The 22,270-nt window shown below is 60.2% G+C and carries 22 protein-coding genes; 17 read left to right on the top strand and 5 right to left on the bottom strand.

The window, feature by feature from the left end; all coding sequences use genetic code 11:
* From RCO31_RS09955 to RCO31_RS09945, 3 genes are all read left to right on the top strand, one after another.
* Window positions 1-1,134: a radical SAM protein gene (locus tag RCO31_RS09955; protein ID WP_308968161.1), complete on the top strand. Its 1,134-nt coding sequence runs from the start codon at window positions 1-3 to the stop codon at window positions 1,132-1,134.
* A 17-nt stretch (window positions 1,135-1,151) separates the two neighbouring features.
* Window positions 1,152-2,396, top strand: a complete 1,245-nt coding sequence (locus RCO31_RS09950) for a glycosyltransferase family 4 protein (protein ID WP_308968160.1) — start codon at window positions 1,152-1,154, stop codon at window positions 2,394-2,396.
* Between the two features lie 193 nt (window positions 2,397-2,589).
* Window positions 2,590-2,946 carry a hypothetical protein gene (locus RCO31_RS09945; protein WP_308968159.1) on the top strand — a complete coding sequence of 119 codons (357 nt, stop codon included), beginning with the start codon at window positions 2,590-2,592 and terminating at the stop codon, window positions 2,944-2,946.
* 17 nt (window positions 2,947-2,963) lie between these two features.
* On the opposite strand, the gene RCO31_RS09940 is transcribed toward RCO31_RS09945, so the two are convergent.
* Window positions 2,964-3,863, bottom strand: coding sequence for a LysR substrate-binding domain-containing protein (locus RCO31_RS09940; protein ID WP_308968158.1), 900 nt, complete (start codon window positions 3,861-3,863; stop codon window positions 2,964-2,966).
* Between the two features lie 151 nt (window positions 3,864-4,014).
* On the opposite strand from RCO31_RS09940, the gene RCO31_RS09935 reads away from it, so the two are divergent.
* The 6 genes from RCO31_RS09935 to RCO31_RS09910 all read left to right on the top strand — a co-directional run bounded on the left by RCO31_RS09935 (window position 4,015) and on the right by RCO31_RS09910 (window position 10,672).
* Complete coding sequence (locus tag RCO31_RS09935) at window positions 4,015-5,031, top strand: CoA ester lyase (RefSeq protein ID WP_308968157.1); 1,017 nt, start codon at window positions 4,015-4,017, stop codon at window positions 5,029-5,031.
* A complete protein-coding gene (locus RCO31_RS09930) occupies window positions 5,021-6,220 on the top strand; it encodes a CaiB/BaiF CoA-transferase family protein (RefSeq protein ID WP_308968156.1) in 1,200 nt (399 codons plus the stop codon). Before RCO31_RS09935 ends, RCO31_RS09930 begins: the two co-directional genes overlap by 11 nt.
* Before the next feature lie 39 nt (window positions 6,221-6,259).
* A complete protein-coding gene (locus tag RCO31_RS09925; RefSeq protein ID WP_308968155.1) occupies window positions 6,260-7,618 on the top strand; it encodes an LLM class flavin-dependent oxidoreductase in 1,359 nt (452 codons plus the stop codon).
* A 46-nt stretch (window positions 7,619-7,664) separates the two neighbouring features.
* On the top strand, window positions 7,665-8,639 hold the full coding sequence (locus RCO31_RS09920) for a tripartite tricarboxylate transporter substrate binding protein (RefSeq protein WP_308968154.1): 975 nt from the start codon (window positions 7,665-7,667) through the stop codon (window positions 8,637-8,639).
* On the top strand, window positions 8,597-9,502 hold the full coding sequence (locus RCO31_RS09915) for a citryl-CoA lyase (RefSeq protein ID WP_308968153.1): 906 nt from the start codon (window positions 8,597-8,599) through the stop codon (window positions 9,500-9,502). The genes RCO31_RS09920 and RCO31_RS09915 overlap by 43 nt, the downstream gene beginning before the upstream one ends.
* Window positions 9,503-9,829: 327 nt before the next feature.
* Window positions 9,830-10,672, top strand: coding sequence for a tripartite tricarboxylate transporter substrate binding protein (locus RCO31_RS09910; protein ID WP_308968152.1), 843 nt, complete (start codon window positions 9,830-9,832; stop codon window positions 10,670-10,672).
* 6 nt (window positions 10,673-10,678) lie between these two features.
* On the opposite strand, the gene RCO31_RS09905 is transcribed toward RCO31_RS09910, so the two are convergent.
* The 3 genes from RCO31_RS09905 to RCO31_RS09895 all read right to left on the bottom strand — a co-directional run bounded on the left by RCO31_RS09905 (window position 10,679) and on the right by RCO31_RS09895 (window position 13,371).
* Window positions 10,679-11,572 (bottom strand): LysR substrate-binding domain-containing protein, encoded by an 894-nt coding sequence (locus RCO31_RS09905; RefSeq protein ID WP_308968151.1) that lies wholly within the window; start codon window positions 11,570-11,572, stop codon window positions 10,679-10,681.
* A gap of 261 nt (window positions 11,573-11,833) precedes the next feature.
* Window positions 11,834-12,682, bottom strand: a complete 849-nt coding sequence (locus RCO31_RS09900) for an enoyl-CoA hydratase/isomerase family protein (protein WP_308968150.1) — start codon at window positions 12,680-12,682, stop codon at window positions 11,834-11,836.
* 59 nt (window positions 12,683-12,741) lie between these two features.
* On the bottom strand, window positions 12,742-13,371 hold the full coding sequence (locus RCO31_RS09895; RefSeq protein WP_308968149.1) for a DsbA family protein: 630 nt from the start codon (window positions 13,369-13,371) through the stop codon (window positions 12,742-12,744).
* Window positions 13,372-13,722: 351 nt separating this feature from the next.
* Here RCO31_RS09895 and RCO31_RS09890 point away from each other — a divergent pair, with 351 nt between their 5' ends.
* The 5 genes from RCO31_RS09890 to RCO31_RS09870 all read left to right on the top strand — a co-directional run bounded on the left by RCO31_RS09890 (window position 13,723) and on the right by RCO31_RS09870 (window position 18,467).
* Window positions 13,723-14,982 carry an ABC transporter substrate-binding protein gene (locus tag RCO31_RS09890; RefSeq protein ID WP_308968148.1) on the top strand — a complete coding sequence of 420 codons (1,260 nt, stop codon included), beginning with the start codon at window positions 13,723-13,725 and terminating at the stop codon, window positions 14,980-14,982.
* Window positions 14,983-15,073: 91 nt separating this feature from the next.
* The gene (locus RCO31_RS09885) at window positions 15,074-15,976 is read left to right on the top strand and encodes a branched-chain amino acid ABC transporter permease (RefSeq protein WP_308968147.1); all 903 of its coding nucleotides are present in this window, start codon (window positions 15,074-15,076) and stop codon (window positions 15,974-15,976) included.
* The gene (locus RCO31_RS09880; protein ID WP_308968146.1) at window positions 15,973-16,992 is read left to right on the top strand and encodes a branched-chain amino acid ABC transporter permease; all 1,020 of its coding nucleotides are present in this window, start codon (window positions 15,973-15,975) and stop codon (window positions 16,990-16,992) included. The genes RCO31_RS09885 and RCO31_RS09880 overlap by 4 nt, the downstream gene beginning before the upstream one ends.
* A 3-nt stretch (window positions 16,993-16,995) precedes the next feature.
* Window positions 16,996-17,754: an ABC transporter ATP-binding protein gene (locus RCO31_RS09875; protein WP_308968145.1), complete on the top strand. Its 759-nt coding sequence runs from the start codon at window positions 16,996-16,998 to the stop codon at window positions 17,752-17,754.
* On the top strand, window positions 17,751-18,467 hold the full coding sequence (locus tag RCO31_RS09870) for an ABC transporter ATP-binding protein (protein ID WP_308968144.1): 717 nt from the start codon (window positions 17,751-17,753) through the stop codon (window positions 18,465-18,467). Before RCO31_RS09875 ends, RCO31_RS09870 begins: the two co-directional genes overlap by 4 nt.
* Before the next feature lie 54 nt (window positions 18,468-18,521).
* On the opposite strand, the gene RCO31_RS09865 is transcribed toward RCO31_RS09870, so the two are convergent.
* Window positions 18,522-19,376: a DNA-binding transcriptional regulator gene (locus tag RCO31_RS09865; RefSeq protein WP_308968143.1), complete on the bottom strand. Its 855-nt coding sequence runs from the start codon at window positions 19,374-19,376 to the stop codon at window positions 18,522-18,524.
* Between the two features lie 173 nt (window positions 19,377-19,549).
* On the opposite strand from RCO31_RS09865, the gene RCO31_RS09860 reads away from it, so the two are divergent.
* From RCO31_RS09860 to RCO31_RS09850, 3 genes are read left to right on the top strand one after another with little or no spacing between them, the layout of a single operon-like run.
* Entirely contained in the window at window positions 19,550-20,338 is a 789-nt protein-coding gene (locus RCO31_RS09860; RefSeq protein ID WP_308968142.1) for an aldolase/citrate lyase family protein, read from the top strand.
* A 54-nt stretch (window positions 20,339-20,392) separates the two neighbouring features.
* Window positions 20,393-21,304 (top strand): hypothetical protein, encoded by a 912-nt coding sequence (locus RCO31_RS09855; protein WP_308968141.1) that lies wholly within the window; start codon window positions 20,393-20,395, stop codon window positions 21,302-21,304.
* 48 nt (window positions 21,305-21,352) lie between these two features.
* Entirely contained in the window at window positions 21,353-22,270 is a 918-nt protein-coding gene (locus RCO31_RS09850) for a DUF6282 family protein (protein WP_308968140.1), read from the top strand.

The raw sequence follows: 22,270 nt of genomic DNA, 5'->3' as shown, positions 1-22,270 counted from the left end.
ATGGACCTCACCGTCATTTCGACGTATCGATGCAACTCGAAGTGCCAGATGTGTTACATCTGGCAAAATCCGACATCGCCGAAGGAAGAGATCTCGCTCGAGACTCTGTCGAAGCTGCCGTCCGGTTTCGACAATCTCAACGTGTCGGGCGGCGAGCCGACGCTCCGGAAGGACCTCGGCGAGGTCATTGATCTCCTCTATCCGAAGGCTCGGATTACGGAGATCTCGTCCAACGGCCTGCATCCGGAGCGGTTGGTCCCGATCATCAAGAAGTATCCGAACATCAAGGTTCGCTTTTCGCTGGAAGGCGATCAGGCAACCAGCGACGCGATACGCGGCGAGAAGGACGGATATGCGACCAAGGTCGCGGGCCTGCGGATGCTCAAGGAAGCGGGCGGCACCGATCTCGGCTTCGCCATGGTCATTCAGGACGAGAATGTCGATCAACTCGTCAATGTCTACGAGTTTGCTCGCAAGCAAGGTTACGAACTGGCGACGTCCACGCTTCATAACGCGTGGCAGTTCTACAAGAACGACAATTACTTCTACGAGCGAAAGGCGGTTGCACGGCAGGTCGAAGGGCTCATCGAAGCCATGTTGCGGAGCTCGAAGCCGAAGAACTGGTTTCGCGCTTATCTCAATCTTGGCCTGATCGAAAAGATCCTCGGCCACGATCGCCTGATACCGTGCAGTGCGGGGAAGGACTTCGCCTTCATCGACCCATGGTCGGACGTGTGGGCCTGCAATGTCCGCTCCGACCTGCCGATGGGCAACCTCGCACGGCAGTCGTGGGACGAGATCCTCAATAGCGACGTCGCACAAAAGACCCGCAAGAAGGTCGCGGGCTGCGCTCAGAATTGCTGGATGGTGACGACTGCACGCACCGCAATGCGCTCAAACATCATCCCGCAGATGCCGAAAGCCGAACCGCTGATGTGGGTTCTGAAGAACAAGATGAAGGTGTCGATGGGCAAGAAGATCTGCTTCGACAGCTACATCGATTACTCCGACGTGCGGCCATCGCCCCTCGTCAAGCGAGAGTCCTTCCTGGCCAAGAACGTCAAAGCCCGACTCGTCAAGAATCGTCTGACTCCAGACGAGCATTACCCGCTCAAGACGTTCGTCAACAACTAGATCGTGGGAGGATACGAATGAGCAGGGAGGAGATCTATACGTTCGGGTTTCGCGGTTTTCCCGGCGTACAGGGCGGCATCGAGACGCATGCCGAGCATCTCGCTCCGCAACTGGTCCAGCTCGGTTATCGCGTGACCGCTTGCACTCGTTCGCCGTACATCGACCCGAAGTTCGACAGAAAGTGGAATGGAGTGCAGTTGTTGCGACTCTGGACGGTGCGCAATACCTATCTCGAAACATTGCTGCACTCGGTGGTCTGTGCGTTAGTTGCCGGGTTTCGCAGGCCAAAGATCGTGCACGTTCATGGTATCGGGCCCGCCCTTGTTACGCCGCTTCTTCGCATGCTTGGGCTCCGCGTGGTCGTCACCCATCACGGTGAGGACTATAATCGCGAGAAATGGGGGTGGATGGCGCGCACCATTCTCCGCGTCGGCGAAATAGTTGGCATGCGGTTCGCTCACAAACGGATTGCGGTAAGCCGGAGCATCGAGAAGCTGATAACGGCCAAATACGGTAAGCCCAGCGAAGTGATACCGAACGGCGTGGTATTCTCCGAACTGCCGCTTCAGGCTGACAAGGTGATCGAGCTGGGGCTTGTTCCCGGCCAATACGTGCTGACGGTCGGGCGGCTCGTTCCGGAAAAGCGGCAGCTGGATCTGCTGCGCGCATTTCAAGACTCAAAGCTTGAGGGCTGGAAGCTCGCGATTGTCGGCCAGATCGATCATGAGAACAAATACGCCGACCGTCTCGCCTCGGAAGCGCAACTGGTAGAGAACGTGGTTATGGCCGGTTACCAGAGTGGTGAAACCCTGCGCCAACTCTATGCGCACGCCGGAGTGTTCGTCCTTCCATCCTCGCACGAAGGTCTGCCGATCGTTCTACTGGAAGCGCTTAGCTATGGGCTGCCGGTGCTGGTGAGCGACATTCCGTCCAACATGGAAGTCGTCAGCGACCCGGCCAACGTCTTCAAGGTGGGGGATGTCCGGGACCTTTCCTTGAAGCTTACGAGCCTCGCTGATGTGAAACTGGACGCGGCCGCACGGGAGGCGTTAAGGCGCGACAACGCGCGTCGCTACGATTGGAGCGACATCGCGCTCAAGACATCGGCGGCATACGGCGAACTCGTGGGAACGGAACGTGATGGTGTGCCGGTGCGCCCGGTCTCGACCGGCGAGCAAATCGGACAAGGGGCAACAATGCTGGCTGAACTTGGCGAAATGCCTCGCATTCCCGGCGGTCTTCCGAAGAGTTCGAACGCGTAGAATTCCGAGCAGCGGAGTTTCAGAAGGGCTTCGACGGCATATGCAAGCCGCTTCGACGCCGATGAGGGGCGCCTTTGCGCCCCGGGGAGGATGGCCGCGAAGCGATGGGTGCTGTAAGGTCGCGCCAGCCGTGCGCATCGGGGCAATGCGAGCGCATTTCCAATGGGGGGACGCAGCAAAGAGGATTTGTTGAATGTATATGGACGCCATAAATGGGCTGCCGCCACGGCGCGAGCAGACCGTCAATCAGGTCGGAGGCGATGTCGCAGTCCAGCTCATGCTGATGATGCTCTTTGCCTGTGTATCGAGCCTCGCAGATGACCCGGACGCGTTTCAGAAGCAACTCCGCGACAAACTTTTGGATCTCACCAACGCGGTGGCGTTGCCGGCGGGCTCGCCGGAAATCGAGCAGGAAATTCGCGCTGCTGCGAGAACGGTGATCTCGAATGTGTTTACCGGGGCTGGTGCGATCCAGTTTCCCAAGAACCCGCTTGACGACGCCCCCGAGATGATGGCCGACCGGAACGGAGCCTCCGCCCCGAGCGTATGAGCGGTGGGCGCCGCTGTTCAGCCGCGAGGTCTTATGAATTTTTGGACGGCGGCAGTCAGCGCGGCTGCGGCGGGGGAGAAGGTCTGTCCCTTCAGTGTGAGTATGCCGACCGAACGCACCAGAGGGGGAATTCCGATCGGCGCGGCCTGCATGTTTTTCCTGAGCGGGAGGGGAAGGGCGACTTTCGGCAAGATTCCAACGCCAAGTCCGGCGGCTGCCAATGCGATTAGCGTATGGGTGTGGACCACTTCGAACGCGATCTTCATCTGAAGATCTCGAACGGCGAGAGCACGCTCCAGCATCGCGCGCAGCGCCGCTGATTTGGAATTCAGCAGAATCGGGAAGTTACAGAGTTCCGCCAGGTCGATTGAAGCCCGTTTTCGAAAAGGGAAGGCCCGAGTGGCGAGCGCGTAGATCGGGTCGTTGAAGAGCGGGGTGAACTGGAACTCGGTCAAACGCTCCATGCCCGGGCCTATGCCGAAGTCGGCGTCCCGACGGCGGATACAGTCGAGCAGGTCTTCTGCCGCGAGCTCGCGAAGGTTGACGCTGATTCCTGGATAGCTGGCCTGAAACACGCGAAGTGCTTGCGGCAGGATGGTCGCAGCAATCGTCGGCACGCAGGCGAAAGACAGTGTGCCTCGCTGCATATCGACGATGCCCCGAATCTCGCGAAGCCCGTTGTCCCATTCGCTCAACGCGCGCCGAGCATGAGCAAGCAGTTGCTGTCCCTCAGCCGTGAGTTCGACCCGGCGGGTCGTTCGGTGAAAGAGCGCAACGCCGACCTGCTCTTCGAGCAGCTTGATCTGCATGCTGACTGCCGACTGGGAGCGGTTCAGGTGTTCCGATGCGAGCCGGAAGCTTCTGTTCTCGGCCACGGCAATGAACATGTGCAACAGTTTGAAGTTGACCTGCGGCATGCTGGCCCCCGGTTTTGTCTTCCCCAGTGATCTCAATAACTGAACAATTCTTTAGATAATCTCGTTAGTAAGATCATTGGTCGACATCTACCATGATCGTACGTGCTGTGGGGGGATCTATCGCAGCAACTCCTGTCCTGGAAAATGCGCCATGTCGTTCACCGTTGTCAGGCCACGCTCGTTCCGCGTTCAGCGCTCTGAGCTGGCGGTTCCCGCAACGTCGGAGCGCTTCTTTGAACGGGCCGCGCGCGGTCCGGCCGACTTCGTATTTCTTGATCTGGAAGACGCTGTCGCACCGTCGAGGAAACCCGAAGCGCGTGAGATTGCGGTCCGCGCGCTGAACGAGCTCGACTGGGGAGGCAAGACACTTGCCGTGCGGATCAATGGTCTGGATACGGAGTGGGCACACCGCGACATCATCGAAATCGTCACCAGATGCCCCAGGCTCGACCTCGTCATGGTTCCGAAGGTGGGCACTGCGTTCGATGTCCAGTTCGTGGAGGCGCTGATCGCGGGGTTGGAGCGTGAGGCTGGTCGTTCGACAAAGCTAGGGATCGAAATTCTCATCGAGACGACGCTTGGGCTCGCAAATGTGGAGGCGATCGCAGCATCGTCGAACCGGCTCGAGGCCATGATTTTCGGTATCGGTGACTATTCGATCGACCTGCGCACCTGCGGTGAAATCATCGGTGCATCGGATCCTCGCTATGCGGTCCTTACGGATCCCGACGACCATGGCTCGCGCCAATCTCACTGGAACGATCAATGGCACTTTGCCCTGGCGCGGATTGCGAACGCATGCCGCGCTTTCGGTCTGCGCGCGATCGATGGGCCTTATGCCAATTTCGGCGATCCTGTGGGATTCCGGGCGAGCGCCGAGCGTGCCGCAGCGCTCGGTTTTGAAGGCAAATGGGCTATTCATCCGTCCCAGCTCGAGATCGCCAACGAGGTGTTCTCGCCGACGCACAAGGAACTCCGCTGGGCGCGGGAGATTCTGGCCAGGATCCAATCGGCAAGTGCAGGTGGTGACGGCGCGTTCGGGCAGGACGGCGTCCTGATCGATTTGGCGGTACAGAAGCGAGCACAGGCCATTCTTGATCGCCAGGCGGCGATCGACGCAATGCCGGCTGCGCCGTCAGGGGCTGGGAAGGTTCGCGATGTCGCATGATGCGCCGCTCGCCGGCATCCGCGTGCTCGATATTGCCACGTTCGTCGCGGCGCCGTTCTGCGGCACCGTGCTTTCCGATTTCGGAGCGGAGGTCATCAAGATCGAGCAGCCAGGTGCGGGCGATCCGCTGAGGCGCTTCGGTACGCCGAGCGAATGCGGCGACACTTACGTCTGGCTAAGCGAAGCGCGCAATAAGAAGTCGGTCACACTCGATCTGCGTACCGACCGCGGAGCGTCGCTGTTCCGCGAACTCGTCCGCAAGTCGGACGTGGTGCTGGAGAATTTCCGGCCCGGGACGCTCGAAAAATGGGGCCTCGGTTTCGACGCGCTCAGCGATGTGAATCCGAAACTCGTCATGCTCCGCATCAGCGCCTACGGGCAGGATGGTCCGTTGCGTGACAAGCCGGGATTTGCGCGGATCGCGCATGCGTTCAGCGGGCTTGCGTATCTCGCCGGTGAGCCAGGACGTCCACCGGTCATGCCCGGCTCGACGTCGCTGGCCGACTACATTTCAGGACTCTGGGGTGCGGTTGGCGTCATGGTGGCCCTTCGTCATGCCGAGGCGACCGGCCGCGGCCAGGTCATCGACATCGGACTCTATGAATCGGTGTTTCGCCTGCTCGACGAGATCGCCACCGTCTACGCCAAGACCGGGTTCATCCGGGAGCGGCTTGGTCCCGATACTGTCAACGTCGTGCCGCATAGCCACTACCAAACTGCGGACGGGCGATGGCTTGCGCTTGCCTGTTCGAGCGACAAGATGTTCGATCGCCTTGCGCGCGCAATGCGCCGTCCGGAGCTTTCGGCGGATGTTCGCTATGCGACCATGACAGCGCGAATCTCCCATCGCGATGAGGTCAACGCACTCGTAGCCGATTGGCTCGCGACTATGTCGCTTGAGCAGGCGCTTGCCGAGTGCGACCGTCACGACGTGCCTTGCGGGCCGATCTACAGCATCAGCGACATCTTCAATGACCCACACTACCGGGCGCGCGGCAATATCGCCGAGGTCGATTCGCGCGCCGGATCGATCGCTGTACCAAGCGCAATCCCAAGGATGTCGCGCACACCGCCCCGCTTCAGGCACGCAGGTGTTTCGCTTGGAGCTCATACCGACGAGGTCCTCACAGCGCTCGCAGGCGTCTCGGCGTCCATGCTTGCAACGTTGCGCGATGAAGGCGTGATCTGACCAGCGCCCCACCAGCCTTGGCGAGAAAGAGCTAATGTCATGAACAGGCAGATGAAACTGATCGGCTTTTTGCAAGCCCAGAATTGCTCCAACTATCCCGCCTCGTGGCGCCATCCTGCCTCAAAGCCGAACTGGTTCTCGCGAGAATACTATGAAGAGATCGGCCGTACGCTGGAGCGCGGCAAGTTTCATCTCGCTTTCTTCGACGATCGCCTCGCGATACCGGATCGGTTTGGTGAGGACTTCACGGAGACGGTCCGGCACGGAATTCGAGCGGCCAAGCTCGACCCGCTCGCGGTTGCCATGGCGATGGGGCTTGCGACAAGGCATCTTGGAATTGGCTTTACCTATTCGACGACCTATTACGAGCCGTTTCATGTCGCGCGTGTTTTCGCGACTGTCGACCTCCTTCTCAATGGTCGGGTCGCCTGGAATGTGGTCACCTCGCTGAACGACTCCGAGGCGGCGAACTTCGGCGCCTCCGAACATCTGGCCCATGATCTCAGATATGATCGGGCTGACGAGTTCATGGAGGTCGTGCTTGGCCACTGGAACACGTGGGAAGACGACGCGATCGTCTTTGATCGGGAGAAGGGATTATTTGCAGATCCTGACAAGGTGCATCGGCTGGATCATCGGGGGAAATTCTTCACATCACGCGGCCCGTTCACCGTGCCGCGGTCCGCCCAGGGGCACCCGGTCATCATTCAAGCCGGCCAGAGTGGCCGCGGAAAGCAGTTTGCCTCCCGATGGGGTGAACTCATATTCGTGATCTATCCCAACCTAGAGATCGCGACGAGACAGTATGCCGACATGAAGCGAGCGCTTGGCGACAGGGCACCGCAAGTCGCCATTGCGCCGGCCATCTACCCCGTTGTGGCCGAAACGCAAGCGGAAGCAGAGGACAAGTTCGCGGCGATCGATCGGCTGGCGAGCCCGATCGACTCGCTCACGCTTCTCTCTGAGGTGCTAAATTTTGACTTTGCGACAAAGCCGATGGACGAACCATTCAGTGCGGACGAACTGCGATCGATCGGTGGCCTGCAGGCTGTTCGCGACCGTGTGGTTCAGCTCAGCGGAAAAGCAAATCCGACGGTGCAGGACTTCGTCGAGTTCAGTGGGCGCGGCAGGCTGAAAGAGCTTCCGACTTTTGTCGGATCTACAAAGTCCGTTGCGGACAAGCTTGAAGAGTGGTTCACCGGTGGAGCGTGTGATGGGTTCGTGGTGGCGGCGACCCATGTGCCTGGCACTTATGACGATTTCGTCCAGCTCGTTGTGCCCGAGCTCCAGCGTCGCGGCCTATTCCGGCGCGAGTATCAGGGTGAGACACTTAGAGAAAGCTTGGGATTGCCGAGGCCGCAATGGCGATCAGAAGGCAGAGCTCGGCACCAGGCATAAACAATCAAATCCGGCCTGAGCACGCGTACCGATGGGGAGGAGACGGATGCTTTTACTTCGTTCGATTGTGGCAGCTGTTCTGGCCGTCACGGCTATGTCGTTGTCACCGGTTGCGGCGCAGGATTACCCGTCCAAGGCGGTGCACATCATCGTTCCGCAGGCTGCAGGCGGCGGCACAGACACGTTTGCACGCGCGATTGGACAGAAACTAGGCGAGCGCTGGGGGCAGCCGGTGATAGTCGAAAACCGGCCCGGCGCCGGCGGTGTCGTCGGCACCGAGTTCGTCGCAAAGGCGCCGCCGGACGGCTACACGTTGCTCGTGACATATGAGGGGTCGCAGGCGATCAATCAAAGTCTTTACGAGAAGCTGCCGTTCGACTCTCTAAAGGATTTCGAGCCGATCGCGACCATCGCCGTGACGCCGTTTCTGCTGATCGTCAGCCCGCGGTCCGAGATAAAGACGCTGCAGGAGTTCATTGGGTTTGCGCGAGCCAAGCCTGACAAGCTGACGTATGGTTCTGCAGGCAACGGTTCGGTGAACCATCTGCTCGGCGAGATGCTGAAGACCGAGGCGGGCATTCGCGTCGTGCATGTCCCCTATAAAGGCGCGCCGCAGGCCATCGCCGATGTGATCGGAGGTCATGTCGATGCGGCGTTCGCCAGCGTTCCATCGGTCATTTCGTCGGTGCAGGCCGGGACCGTCCGCGCACTGGCGGTAAGCAGTGCCGAACGTGTCGCGATTGCGCCCGATATCCCCGCGATCGCCGAAGCGGGCATCGAGAAGTTCGACGTCAATCCCTGGTGGGGCATCCTGGCGCCGGCCGGGCTGAACCCTTCCGTCGTAAGGAAGATCAATGCAGACGTCGCGGAGATTCTGAAGACACCCGAAATGCAACAGCTTCTGGCGAAGCAAGGCGCAACGGCGCTACAGACTTCGCCGGACGAGTTTCGCAGGTTGCTTGAGCGCGACATCGAAAAATGGCGAAAGGCCGTGAAAGCCTCCGGAGCAACGGTGAACTAGGCAGGCAAGGCGAGCATACGAAGCGCAGACTCGAGAAAGGACAAGCAATGGCTCCGAAGGCACGATTGCGCACGGACATAGGCTGGAGTGCGCCGGATTCCATAACCTTGTTCGGACGCGATTTTCCAAGCGAGATCCTTGGCCATCTCAGCTTCGGCGACATGGCCTTCCTGGAGCTGACGGCGCGGACGCCCACCGCAAACGAATCCAGAATGTTCAACGCAATGCTGGTGACGCTGGTCGAGCATGGGTTGACACCCAGCGCGCTCGCGGCGCGTCTGACTTACATGGGCGCGCCGGAATCGATCCAGGCGGCGGTTGCCGCGGGTCTTTGTGGTCTCGGTACGGTGTTCGTTGGCAGCATCGAGGGTTCCGCAAAGATGCTTTACCAAGCCATGCCTGAGCCGGCCGCCGGGTCCGAGTATCCAGCGATCGCGGAGCAAGTTGTGGCGAAGTTCAATCGCGAGCACGCCATCCTGCCAGGTATTGGACATCCGTTTCACAAGCCGATCGATCCGCGCACGCCTCGTCTGATTGCGCTCGCCCGGGAGACGGGTTTCGAGGGTCCTTACGTTCAGTTGATTCAGATCATTGCGCAGGAGGCCGAACGCATCAAGGGAAGGCCATTACCTGTCAACGCGACCGGAATTCTCGGTGCGCTCTGTTGTGAGATGGGATTCGATTGGCAGATTTGCCGCGGTCTCGGGGTAATGGCACGAGCGGTGGGGCTTGTCGGGCACATCCTCGAAGAATCCCGTAGGCCGATCGCACGCGAAGTGGTTGCGAACCGACGAGGAGGCGACGGAACACATGCGCGCTGGCCCAACGCCCTCGGGTCTATGACTGAAGCAACATTGATCTGACGCCTGCTTGTTTCAGGACGGAATTGTCCGCCAATGCTGTCACCTGCTTCGCTCGGAGCTTGTGGGCCGGCGGCGAAGCACCTGCAAAGCCTCGCCTCACGTCGCGGCAAAACAATGCTTCAGTTTATTTGATTTATACCACCGGTGCGGCTTGCTTACGCTTCCCGTCAATCAAATCGCGTTACGGGGGAACGTCGCATGCTCACTCGCGGAAACTTGTTGGCCTGCGCAACCGCGGCTTGGCTTCTGCTGACAATTCCGCCTCTTCACGCGCAGCCCTTCCCATCCCGTCCCATCACGCTTGTTGCGCCGTTCCCGGCGGGCTCTGTGACCGACACCCTGGCACGCGCCCTTGGCCACGCGATCCAGGAATCGTTCGGACAGCCTGTCATCGTCGAGAACAAGCCGGGAGCGCAGGGTACCCTGGCGGCAGCAATGGTCGCACAGAGCAAGCCGGACGGGCATACATTGCTCGTGGGATCTTCCGTGATGTTTGTGGCGAAAAGCCTGTACAAGGCTCTGAGTTATGACCCGATCGGGAGCTTCCAACCAGTTTCGGGTATCGGATCGACTTCGATGCTGTTTATGGTGGCGGATGCGTCGCCCATCCGGACCATCGCTGATCTTACGAAGGCGGTCCAGGGCGAGCCAGCGCCAGTCACGATTGGCTTCGGATCGCCGAGTGCCCAGGTTGCGCTTGCGCTCTTCTCGGCGGTGACCAGGTCGAACCCGGTGCCTGTCGGCTACCGCGGAACCCCTCAGGCGCTCACGGATCTGGCCGGAGGCCATGTTCAGGTGGCGATCGTCGATATCGGCAATGGAATGTCGCAGATGGACGCGACAAGGATGCGGCCAATCGTCATTTCGGCGGCGTCGCGCTACAGCGCGCTGCCTGACGTGCCGACACTTCAAGAGACGTTTCCGGACGCTTCCGGCACGCTCGAAACGATCGTTGCCATCATGGCGCCGACGGGCACGCCTGCGGCGGTCGTCGAGCGGCTCGACACGGCAATCCGCGCTGCTTTGGCTAGGCCAGAGGTGCAGGCTCGTTTCGGCCTGATGCATACATCAGTAATGCCTCTGTCCCCGGTTCAATTGGCGAGGCGAATCGCCGACGACAATCCCCGCTGGGAGGCGCTTATCCGCAAGGCCGGTATTGAGCCGCAGTAGGACGTTTCAATCTCCTGCCTGTGCCGGCATTAGCGCGTTGCACATCTCGACGAAGCGAGCTGCAGACGGTGACAGCGTATGACCGCGGATGCTTACGACACCTATCGTACGGGCGATCGAAGGCCGCACGATCCTCAGCGGCTTCAGCTTCGTATGGCTTGGAACTGCCAGGCGTGGCATGATAGCCACCCCTAAGCCGGCCTCAGCCATCGCAACGATCGTGCTGACATGGGTGAACTCATAGTTGAGCTCAGGCTCGAGCTTCGCCGCCCGAAGCGCCTTCAGCAATTGCAGGTGAAACTGGGAGGCTCCGAGTGCGAGCAGCGGCATCTTTACGACTTCCCTCAGGGTGACTGAGGATTTTACCGCGGCAGAATGGTCGGCTGGCAAAAGGGCCATGTAGTCGTCGACGAAGATGGCGCGGAATTGGAATTCGCCAAGCCTTTCCGGCTCCGGTCCGATTGCGAAATCCACCTCACGCCGCCGCACCGCTTGCAATAGCTCGGGCTGCATCAACTCACGCACGCGCACCGAAATGCGAGGATGTTGACGTGCGAATGAAGTCATTAGCGCCGGCAACTTCGCGCTGGCTACTGTCGGCACGCAAGCGAGTGACAGGTGTCCCTGCTGCATGTCGGCGGCTTGCTGGATCCGTGTCAGAGCACTGTCGAGCTCTGCCATCGCCTTACGTGCGCTGACCATGAGTTGCTCACCCTCGACCGTCAACTCCACGCGACGGGTGGTGCGCTGAAACAGGGCAACGCCCAGTCTCTCCTCGAGATTTTTGACCTGCATGCTCACGGCCGGCAACGAGATATGAGTCTGCTCTGCGGCTTTGCTGAAGCTTGCGTTCTCTGCCACCGCCAGGAAGGTGCCCAGCAGTTTGAAATTGATTCTCATTGCGACGCCCTGCCGCTTGAATAACGCCTCTGATTATTCATCTCTCTGTGAGAAAGTGCAATTCGACGCGGCAGACGCCAGGCCAAACGCTAACATCATCGGCCCGGTTGCTGCCAGGACCTGCGTAATATCGTTCGTCCCGCGGGTGGACACGTTACCGCCCTCCAGCAGGGCTCGCGCTCCGCTGCCGTCATCTGCGCGAGTGCGGCACGCGACAAATGGCGTCATTCGGCACTCTATGGGCATTGCGGATAAAGCCCGCTAGCCTTTGCCCCAGACAGGACGACGCTTCTGTTCGAAGGCAGCAAGCCCTTCCTGCGAGTCGTCCATTCCAATCACCGTTCCGATCAAGTTGACTGCACCGGCTGCCCCGCTTCGGTACCCGTTATCAGTCGCATGAACGAAGGCGGCTTTTCCCACGCGCATCAATTGCGGCGATTTCGTCGCCAGTGCACGGGCGATCCCGCGGGCTTCGTTGAGCACTTGTGGTTCCGGTACGACGCGGTTGACCAATCCGAGCTGCATGGCCTCGTCTGCGCTAAAGACGCGGCCGGTGAACAGGAGATCGAATGCACGGTAACGCCCCACAATGCGCGGCAAGTGAGTATAGTGAATTGCCGGCAGCAAGCCGACATCCATCTCCGGATATGCGAACGTGGTATTTTCTGCGGCCACGAGCATGTCGCACGTGATCGCGATGGACATGCCTCCGCCACGCACCGCGCCAGTAATCGCGGCTATCGTGGGTTTTGGCAGGCTTGATTGCAACTCGTGAAGCTGCAGGTAAAGCCTGGTGATGATGGCATGCGCCTCAGCAGGCGAGTTTTTCCTGAACTGCGGCAGATCGAGGCCGCCGCAATAGCGTCCCGGGATCGCGCTGCCGATGACGATCGCCTTGATGTCCGGGTCATTGCCCAATTGGCGAAGCGTCGACATGAGTGCGTCCAGCATTGCTGGCGTAATCGCGTTAACGGGAGGGTGGTTTATCAGGACGCTGGCGATGCCATCCTGAATGTCGACTTGCAGCGGTATTTTCATGGTTGCTCCGATGTTATGAACGAGCCGGCCCATGAACAACTCAAATAATCCGAACCATTGTTCAGCTTGCATGAAGACCCGTGCTCGTGCGCACGGGATGCCGGGAGCCGCTCGCGCGCTGCAACGTCAGGTCATTTCCCGTATCGACTGCCGAGCGCCTTGGCAGCGCTTTGCGGATTTTGAATGCGCTCGACCAGCATATCGATCCGGTCACCACCCCAGAACAGTTCGCCGTTGAAAACCATCGTCGGCACACCGAACACGCCTAGCGCTTCCGCATCATCGATGATGCGGTCGTGTTCTGCACGTGCCGGACCATGAACATACGCTTCAAACTCCGCCGCGGAACCGCCAAGGGAAGTGATCACTCCCGATATCGCCGACAGTTCGTCGAGTTCGAGATCATGGTTCCAGAAGCGCGCAAACACCGTCTCGTGATAGGATCGAAAAATTCCGTGGCGCTGCGCGAACAGCATGCCGACGCTGGAATAGAAAGCATCGTAGATGCGCCTCGGGCCCTTCATGACAAGGTCCTGGGCGTTGGCGAAACGCCGCGCGTCCATATAGGAATAGCGCACCTTACGCCAGAAATGCGGTGTGCGCTCCTCCACCGTGCCCATGAACTCGGGAATGCGCAGCGTGTAGGGCAGCCACTCGAGCTCGACGCCATACGTTTCCTCGAGTTCGAACAGCTGCTTGTTGGCAACGAAGGCGTAGGGACTCTTGTAGTCGGTGTAGACGCGTACCTGCGGTCGTTCCATCGGCAGCTTCCTTCTCGACCGGGGTCTCTCCAGTTTTGGCCCTCACCGATACCGGCTCAGGTCCGGACCGCATGTCTCGACCAGTAGTCTACGAACCGCGGGAGCATCGCAGAAAATGCCCGCCATGCTTGTCGTGATAGTATGTCGTTATGCCCGGATGGGTCCAGATCATCCGTTTGTGCTCGATATTGACCTGGCGCATGTAAATCGTCGTTCTTTGATCGTTTTGGCGGCGGGCTGCTGCGTTTCGGCTTGACGTCATCCCTGTCGCTCTGAAATTCTCATTTGCAAGGAGACGCACGATCTCCGGCAAGGATTTCAGGAAACGCAAATCCAAACAGGGAGGGACGAATGACGCGAACCCGGAAACCGGGCATCAGCCGCCGATCGAGTCTCGCATTGATGGGCGCGGGCCTTGCGACCCTTGCCGCCCCATGGGCCGCCCGTGCGCAAGCCAAAGCCATTAAGGTCGGGATGCCGACGATCCTGTCCGGACGCGTCGCGCAGCTCGGGACGTCGTCGCGCAACGCCGTCTTGTTGGAAGTCGAGAGAGTCAACGCGACCGGCGGGCTCGCCGGCCGGCCGATCGAGATGGTCATCCGCGATTCCAAAGGCCAGCCACAGGAAGCCGCGCGGGTTGCGCGCGAACTCGTCAACACCGACGGCTGCGAGCTTTTGATCGATGCGGAAGCCTCGTCAGGCGCCTTTGCCGTGCACGAGGTTGCGCGCGATCTCGGTGTACTTTGCATTCACACGAATTCAGAGACCTCTTCGCTGACAGCCGATCCCAAGCAGCGCATCCCGAACGCTTTCCGCACTGCGCGGCAGGGCGTGCACGACTCCATCGTCGGCGGCAGCTATGCGGCGTCGATCGCGAAAGCCAAAGGTCTGAAGAAATGGGCGACCTGCTCGCCTGACTACGCCTATGGCCGCGACACGACCGGCGAATTCGTGCTCTATCTGAAGCGCTTCGCGCCCGACGTCGAGATCATCAGCGAGTCGTGGCCGAAGCTGTTTCAGCCCGACTACACCGAGGTGGTCACGAAAGTCCTGCAGGCAAGGCCGCAGGCGCTTTACACCTGTTTGTGGGGCGGCGACCTCACGTCCTACATCGACCAGGCCAACATCTACGCTCTCTTCGGTCAGATGGAGGTCTTTGCCGTCAACATGGCCGACTACACCGCGCTGACGGTCGTTAAGAACCTGCCCAAGGGCATTCACTCGGGCAATCGCTACATCAAGACCTATCCATCGACGCCAGAGAACGCCGCCTGGGGTGATGCCTACAAGGCGAAATACGGCGAATATCCCACCAACTGGTCATGGGAGAACGCCACCGCGATCATGCTGCTCGCGGAAGCTTCCAAGAAGGCGAATTCCGCCGATGGCAAGAAGATCGCCGAGGCCATGCGCGGTTTGACCATCAAATCACCCTTTGGCACCGATGGTACCGTCACCATGCGCGCCGACGATCAGACGCTCGTGGGCTACGCCATCGGATGGGGGACGACCATCCCGCAGGAGCCCTATGTGCCGGAGGTGAAGCCCGGCGACTGGAAGACGATCTTCGAGCTCGAAGCGGAGTGGAAGAAGAGCAACGGCTACAGTTGACCTCGTGGCAGACGGCGGCAAGGGCCGGCGCCCTTGCCGCCGACAAACGTTCTGACGACGAGACCGGCCCTCCTGCAACGGACGCTTTGCTTTGGATCTCAACGCGCTTATCGCTTGTCTCGCCAGCTCAGCCTGCCTGGTGACGCAAACCACCAGCGGACTCATTATCGGCATGCTGCTGTTTCTCGTGGCGGTTGGGCTGACGCTGATCTTCGGGGTGCTGAAGGTCGTTAATTTCAGTCATGGCGCCTTTTATATGTTTGGTGCCTATTTCGCGATGACGACATATCAGATCACAGGCAGCTTTGCCGCCGCAATGTTATGCGGTGCAGCAGGCACTGCCATTCTAGGACTGATCTTCGAACGCGTCTTCATGAGTCGCGTCTACGGGGCCGATGTCCTGATGCAGCTCCTCGTCTGTTACGCCTTCGTGCTGATTTTCGACGACGTCGTGCGCATGGTCTGGGGACCGGAATTCAAGTCCATGGGCATGCCGACCGCGTTCCAGGTGATGCCGCTGTTCATCGCTGGCGGCGTGGTGCCGCCCTACTATCTCCTTCTGATCGGTGTGGCGCTGGTTGCGGCCATCGTGCTTGGCGCCGGCCTTTCCCGCACGCGGATCGGCAAGGTGGTCCGCGCCGCGGCGCATAATCCGTCGATGACGTCCGCACTCGGCATCAATACGGGTTTGATCTATGGCGGCGTGTTCGCGCTCGGCGGCATGCTGGCGGGGCTCGCAGGTGCGCTCGCCGCACCGGTGAGGTCACTGACCCCCGGCATGGGATTCTCGGTGCTGATCGAATCCTTCATCGTCACTGTGATCGGCGGAATGGGATCAATCCTGGGAGCGCTGATCGGTGCGCTGCTGATCGGCTTGATTCGTTCCTTCGGCTCGCTCGGCTTTCCGCTATTCACCGAAGGGTTGATGTATCTCTTTATGGTGATCGTGCTCGTGTCGCGCCCGACCGGCTTGTTCGGCAAGGAGGTCGCATGACCGAATTGCAGGCCGCACCGCGTGGTAAGCCCTTGAATCTTCCTCGCCTCGAAACGAGAGCACGCTATCGCGACGCCCTCACTGCGATCGTGGCCTTCGTGGTGCTCGCCTCGTTGCCGCTGTTTTTCGACAGCAAAGCGCTGCTGGATTTCGTTATCCGCTGCTCCGCCTTTGGCCTGTTCGCAACATCGCTCAATCTCCTGGTCGGCTATACCGGCATGATCTCGTTCGGTCATGGCATGTTCTTCGGCCTCGGTGCGTACAGTTTTGGCCTCATCATGCAGAAGACCGGTGTGCCGATTCCAGTCGCTTTCATTGCCACGCTTGTGCTCTCGGCCGTCGCTGCGGCGGTCATCGGTGCGATCTGTGTGCGGTTGAAGGAAATCTATTTCGCGTTCGTCACGCTGGCGTTTCAGATGCTGATCCACTCGACAATCCTGTCGTGGGTATCGCTAACCGGCGGCGATCAAGGCCTGCGCGGCGGCATCCCGCGTCCGGTCTTTCTGGGCATCGATCTCGGAAATCAGGTTCATCTCTACGTGGCGAGCTGTGCGCTGCTCGTGATCGGCCTTCTCTTGATGCGCCAGATTGCACAATCGCCATTCGGCTATACGCTGCGGATGATCCGCGACAATGCCGCGCGCGCCAGTTTTGTCGGTATCGATGTCTGGCGCGCGAAACTGACGATCTTCGTGCTGGCGGCGCTGTTCGCTTCCACTGGCGGCGTCATCATGAGCCTGTTCGTGTCGGGCGCCTATCCGGAATTTGCCTACTGGACGATTTCGGGAGAGGGTATCTTCATCAACATGCTGGGTGGTGTGACCACCTTCCTCGGCCCCATGCTGGGCACGGTGCTGTTTCTCATCCTCAACGACACTGTCACGCGCTTCACCGAGTACCATGGGATCGTACTCGGGATCGTCATCCTGTTCTTTGCGATCGGACTGCGCAAAGGGCTGATGGATTTCGCAATCGAATGGTACGCGGCCCGTCGCGGCCGTGGGGAACAGGCTTAAGTCATGCTGGAGGTGCGACGCCTTTCGAAATCCTTCGGCGGCGTGAAGGCTGCCGACGATATCACGCTCGACTTCGCCGATGGGTCGCTGACAGCTGTGATCGGGCCGAACGGCGCCGGCAAGAGCACCTTCTTCAACCTGATCACTGGCGCCTTGAGGCCGGATTCGGGACAGGTCCTGCTGGACGGCGCTGACATGGCCGGGCGTTCGCCCCCCGAGATCGTACGTCACGGTATCGGGCGAGCGTTCCAGGTTGCGAGCATTTTCCCGTCACTGACAGTGGAGGAGACGATGCTGGCCGCGGTCGGCGCTGATCAGCGTCGCGCCAGTGTGATTCATCGGCGGTTTCCGCTCCCGGAAACGCGCGATCGCGCCGACCATGTCATGGAACTGCTTGGGCTTGCGAGCAAACGTGACCGCAAAGCGGCGACCCTGTCGCACGGTGATCAGAAGCTGCTGGATATCGCTCTCGCGCTGGTGCTCGAGCCGAAGGTGCTGCTGCTCGATGAGCCCACCGCCGGCATGGGCACCGAAGAGCGCTGGCGCATGATCGAAAAAGTCCGTGAGCTCTGGGAAAAGCAGAAGATCACCGTGGTCTTCATCGAACACGACATGGATATCGTGTTCAGAATCGCGCCCTCGATCGTGGTCCTGTGCTACGGCCGCATTCTGGCTACCGGCACGGCGGACGCGATCCGCAATGACAAGGCGGTCATCGACGCCTATCTCGGCACCGACCATCATGCCGGGACGGTCGCATGAGTGCGCAACCGATCATCGAGGTCAGGGACCTCGACGTATATTACGGCACGAGTCAGATCCTGTTCGGTATTGGTCTCTCGGTGCGCCGGGGCGAGACCATGGCGCTGCTCGGACGCAACGGCGCCGGTAAATCGACGACCATGAAGGCCATCATGGGCCTTGCGCCACCGCGGCGCGGAACCGTCATGCTGCGCGGAGAGGCGATCACGGGACTGGCACCGCATCGCATCGCGCGTGCCGGCCTCGGCTTCGTTCCGGAAGATCGTCAGATCTTCCCTGAACACACGGTCGAGGACAACCTCGTCATCGGGCACAAGAAAGGGCCCGACGGACAGGACGAATGGTCGATCGATCGGATCTACGAGATCTTCCCGCTGCTCGATCCGTTGCGTCACCGGATTGCAGGACGGTTGTCCGGCGGCGAGCAGCAGATGCTCGCGATTGCCCGCACGCTGATGGGTAACCCGGCGCTGCTGCTGCTGGACGAGCCGAGCGAGGGGCTGGCGCCGATCATCGTGCAGCGGATCGGCGAACTTCTACGGCAACTGCGCAGCATCGGCGCCACGGTTCTGATCGCAGAGCAGAACATGCACTTCTGCATGGGGCTTGCAAGTCATGCGACGGTGATCGACAAGGGCCAGACCGTGTACACCGGGACGATCGACGAGCTGAAAAGCAACGACGACGTTCGCAATCGCTATCTTGCCCTATAAAGCGGATTCAGCGGTGCAGATGGCCAAGCCAGCGCCGTTGCCGTCGTTGCAGCTTCATGAGGCGGCACGGGTCGCTCGCGCTTTGCCGGCTCGCGAGGCTGTGGGGTTCTCCAGCACATGGGACGGCCCGTCTGCAAAATTCGTGTTCAGCGCGCGCACGCTGGACTCGATCTTCCTGGCGAGCTCCATGATCAAGGGAACGTACGACGAAACCGCCTTGGCCTTTGGCATCGAAGAACAGAAGTAGCTGATGCCGATCGTCGCCAGTACTGTGCCGTCCAGCAGGATGGGAACGCTGAACGTGTTTGATGACTTCGGTTCTACCGTCGGCGATCGTTCAGCGAAACCGTTGCGTCGTACGCGTGCGATAATCTCACGCACCTCATCGGGGCAACGTGCGACCTGATCTTCGGGATGGCTGGATGCCGCGAGGACATCCATAATGTATTTGCGTTCCTCGGCCGGACAAAATGCAACGTAAGCGCGTCCCATGGCGCGCGTCAGCACCCGAAGCTTCGTGTTGACCGTTGCATGAAAGGGCGACATCGGACTGTCGAGTGCGGTGGAATAGCGCACCACCATGGTGCGCTGATCGAAAACCGCAACGCCGATGGGCAGCTTGAATTGCCGGCTGAACTCGATCGCCCATGGGCGAGCGGCCTCGACCACCAGTGGATCGCCATGAAAGCCGGCGCTCAACGAGCGCACACCGGAGGTCACCTGATAACCGCCCTGTCGAGGATCGTTCGTCACGTAACCAAGCGCGCGAAGCGTTTCGAGAAGGCGCACGATCGTCGACTTCGGCAAACCCGTGGCTTCATGCAGATGTCGTACACTGCTGATGCGCTGACGATTCAGCTCCTCGAGCAGCGCAAAGGTCCGCCGCACAGACTCGACCGGGAGACTCATGGGCTTCCCCCTATTTTGCTTCTCGTGGTTCGATCCACTCACTTGACCCCATTCCATACCGTGGAATGGCCTCTCATGTCACTGGATGTCGGTTCTCTTTTCGAGAGAATGGCGACGCTGGCTGCACGCGTCGCGAGGCGGCCAATGGTACAATTGTGCGCGGAGATAGCGCTGTGAATCCCAGGACAAACGTCGAATCCGGGAACGATTTCCGCCGGCGGTTTTCAGCGCGTGAACGCCTTGTCGGCACATTCATCAAGACACAGACAAGCCATGCAATCGAGATCCTTGGCGACGTCGGGTTCGACTTTGTCGTGATCGATCAGGAGCATGCGCCTTTTGATCGTGGCGCGATCGATATCGCCTTGTTGGCAGCGCGCGCGAGCAACATCGCATCGATCGTGCGCGTGGACGAGGCGAGAGCCTCAAGCATTCTGTCGGCTCTCGACTGTGGTGCTGCCGGCGTTCTGGTGCCGCACGTTTTCTCGGCCGACAAGGCGAGAGAGATTGCGTCCTGGAGCAGATACGGTGGAGGGCGTCGCGGGTATTCCGGCTCGGCGAGAGCGGGTCGGTACGGCGCAACGCCCGTGTGGACAAATGTCGCTCGGTCCGACGCGAGAACCACCGTTATTGCGATGATCGAAGATCCGGAAGCACTCGAGACGATCGATGCAATTGCGGGGGTCGAGGGGATCGATGGTTTCTTCATCGGGCGAGGGGACCTCACGGTGTCGCTCGGTGCCGAGTCGTCATCAGCTCCCGAAGTGCAGGACGCGGTTCGGCGGATATCGGCGGCTGCGCGTTCTGCCAACAAGCCCGTCTGCGTGATGGTCGGATCCGCGACTGAGGCGCGATCGTTTCAGGAACTCGGCGCGACGGCTTTCATCGTCTCATCTGATCAGGGATTCCTTCGCCGGGCAGCGTCTGAGGCGCTGAAGGAGTTCTCCCGAACCGAGGTCTGAACCGCGGGGCATTCGGGTGGGGTGAAACGAGCGCAAGCAACGAAGGAGATGCAAATGTATGCAGCGGGGGATCCGAGAGCAGCCCTTGCCAAGCCTTCTGAGCGGAAGGCGCCTGCGCCGACCGCGTTCAGTGGCGCAGAGTATGCAAAGTTCTACGAGACCGCCCCGCGCGACGACGACGCCAGCGGACGGTCGTGGTACATGCGCGGCCAGAATTTCATCCTGTGCTACAGCGAAACAAAGCCGGAAGCGGCGTTCGTCCGACAGGGACATCCCGATGAGTACGCGGTCCTGATCCCGGACCGGGACGTTGCTGTCGAAATTACCGCCGCAGGCGAAACCGTGATGGTGCCCGGCCATTCGATCGCGTTCGTGCCGCCTGGCGATAGCCGCATAACCCTGCCCGAAGGCGGTCGGATCGTTCGCCTCTTCAGCTTCAAGGCAAAGGATCTGGCGTCCAAGTGCTCGAACGCGGACTCATACGCCGAGCCGCATCCCAATATCCCGCCGTTCGAACCGTGGCCGGAGCCGAAGGGCGGTTACAGGGTCAGGCACTACAGCCTGGACGTAAAGGGCGAGCAGGGACGTTTCGGACGGATATTTCGCTGCACGAACTTCATGATCAACTATCTGGAGCCGAAAGCGGGCCCGCGCGACACCTCGAAATTATCGCCGCACTTTCACGACGATTTCGAGCAGTGCTCATTGGCGCTTGATGGCGATTTCATCCACGATATCCGATGGCCGTGGATTCCAGACATGGCCGCCTGGAGAGAAGACGAGCACGAGCGTTGTGCGGCGCCGTCCGCCGCGGTCATTCCACCGCCAGCGACGCATACGACACGGGCGATCGGGCCGGGTTTGAACCAACTCGTCGATATATTCTCGCCGCCTCGGGTCGATTTTTCGATGAAAGAGGGCTGGGTGCTGAATGCGGACGACTACCCGATGCCTGATCGGACATGAGGGGTTGAACAGACCCCGGTCCATTGCACTGATCCTGGGATTTCGAGAATGACGACACCAGAAAAATTGTCTCGCAAAGAGCGGATCGAAGTGATCCTGAAGGATGCCATCGACCCGCACGTTCACAGCGGGCCGTCCATCGCCAGGCGCTCGCTCGACCATCTCGAACTGGTGCGGCAGATGTCGGACGCCGGATTTGCGGCGGTTGTCACCAAGGACCACGACTATGCGGGTGTCGCGACCGCTGCGCTGATCAGCGCCCATTACCCGGAACTGAAGGCGAAGATCTTCTCGGGCATTGTGCTCAACAATGTCGTCGGTGGCATGAATCCCTATGCCGTCGAGCACACCGCCGCGATGGGCGGCAGGATCGTGTGGATGCCGACGCTGGCAGCGGAAAACCATCTTCGCTGGGAGAAGACGGCAACGTGGTCGCACCCCGCCTCGACGACGAAGATGCGTCCGGCATCGCCTGTCCCGGTGGTGGATGCAGGTGACAAGGTCCGCGACGACGTTAAGGAAGTCCTGGATATCGTCGCCAAGAACGACATGGTGCTCGCCAGCGGCCACATCCACGTCAGCGAGACCTGGCTGGTATTCGAGGAAGCGCAGCGTCGCGGCGTCAAACGCCTGATTTTTACGCACCCTGAGGACATCGTCGGCGCAAGCCTTAACGACGTCAAAGGCATCGCAGCCATGGGTGCTGCCGTCGAGCACTCGTTGGCGATGTTTCTCGGCAAGAAGGTCATCGAAGGACGAACGCCATCCGATCTGCGCCGACAGATCGACGCTGCGGGCGTCGATAGCACCATCCTGTGTTCGGACCTTGGCCAGGCCGGGAGAGAAAGTCCGCTCGAAGGCTTCCGGCGCGGCGTGGAGCTGTGCATGGACCTCGGCTACGAGGACGCAGACATTCACAAAATGGTCGCCACCAACACCGCGCGTGTGCTGGGTTTCGAAAGTTAG

This window comes from Bradyrhizobium sp. LHD-71, assembly GCF_031157255.1.
In the GTDB taxonomy this organism is placed as follows: domain Bacteria; phylum Pseudomonadota; class Alphaproteobacteria; order Rhizobiales; family Xanthobacteraceae; genus P52-10.
This window is presented reverse-complemented; position numbering and strand designations above follow the sequence as displayed.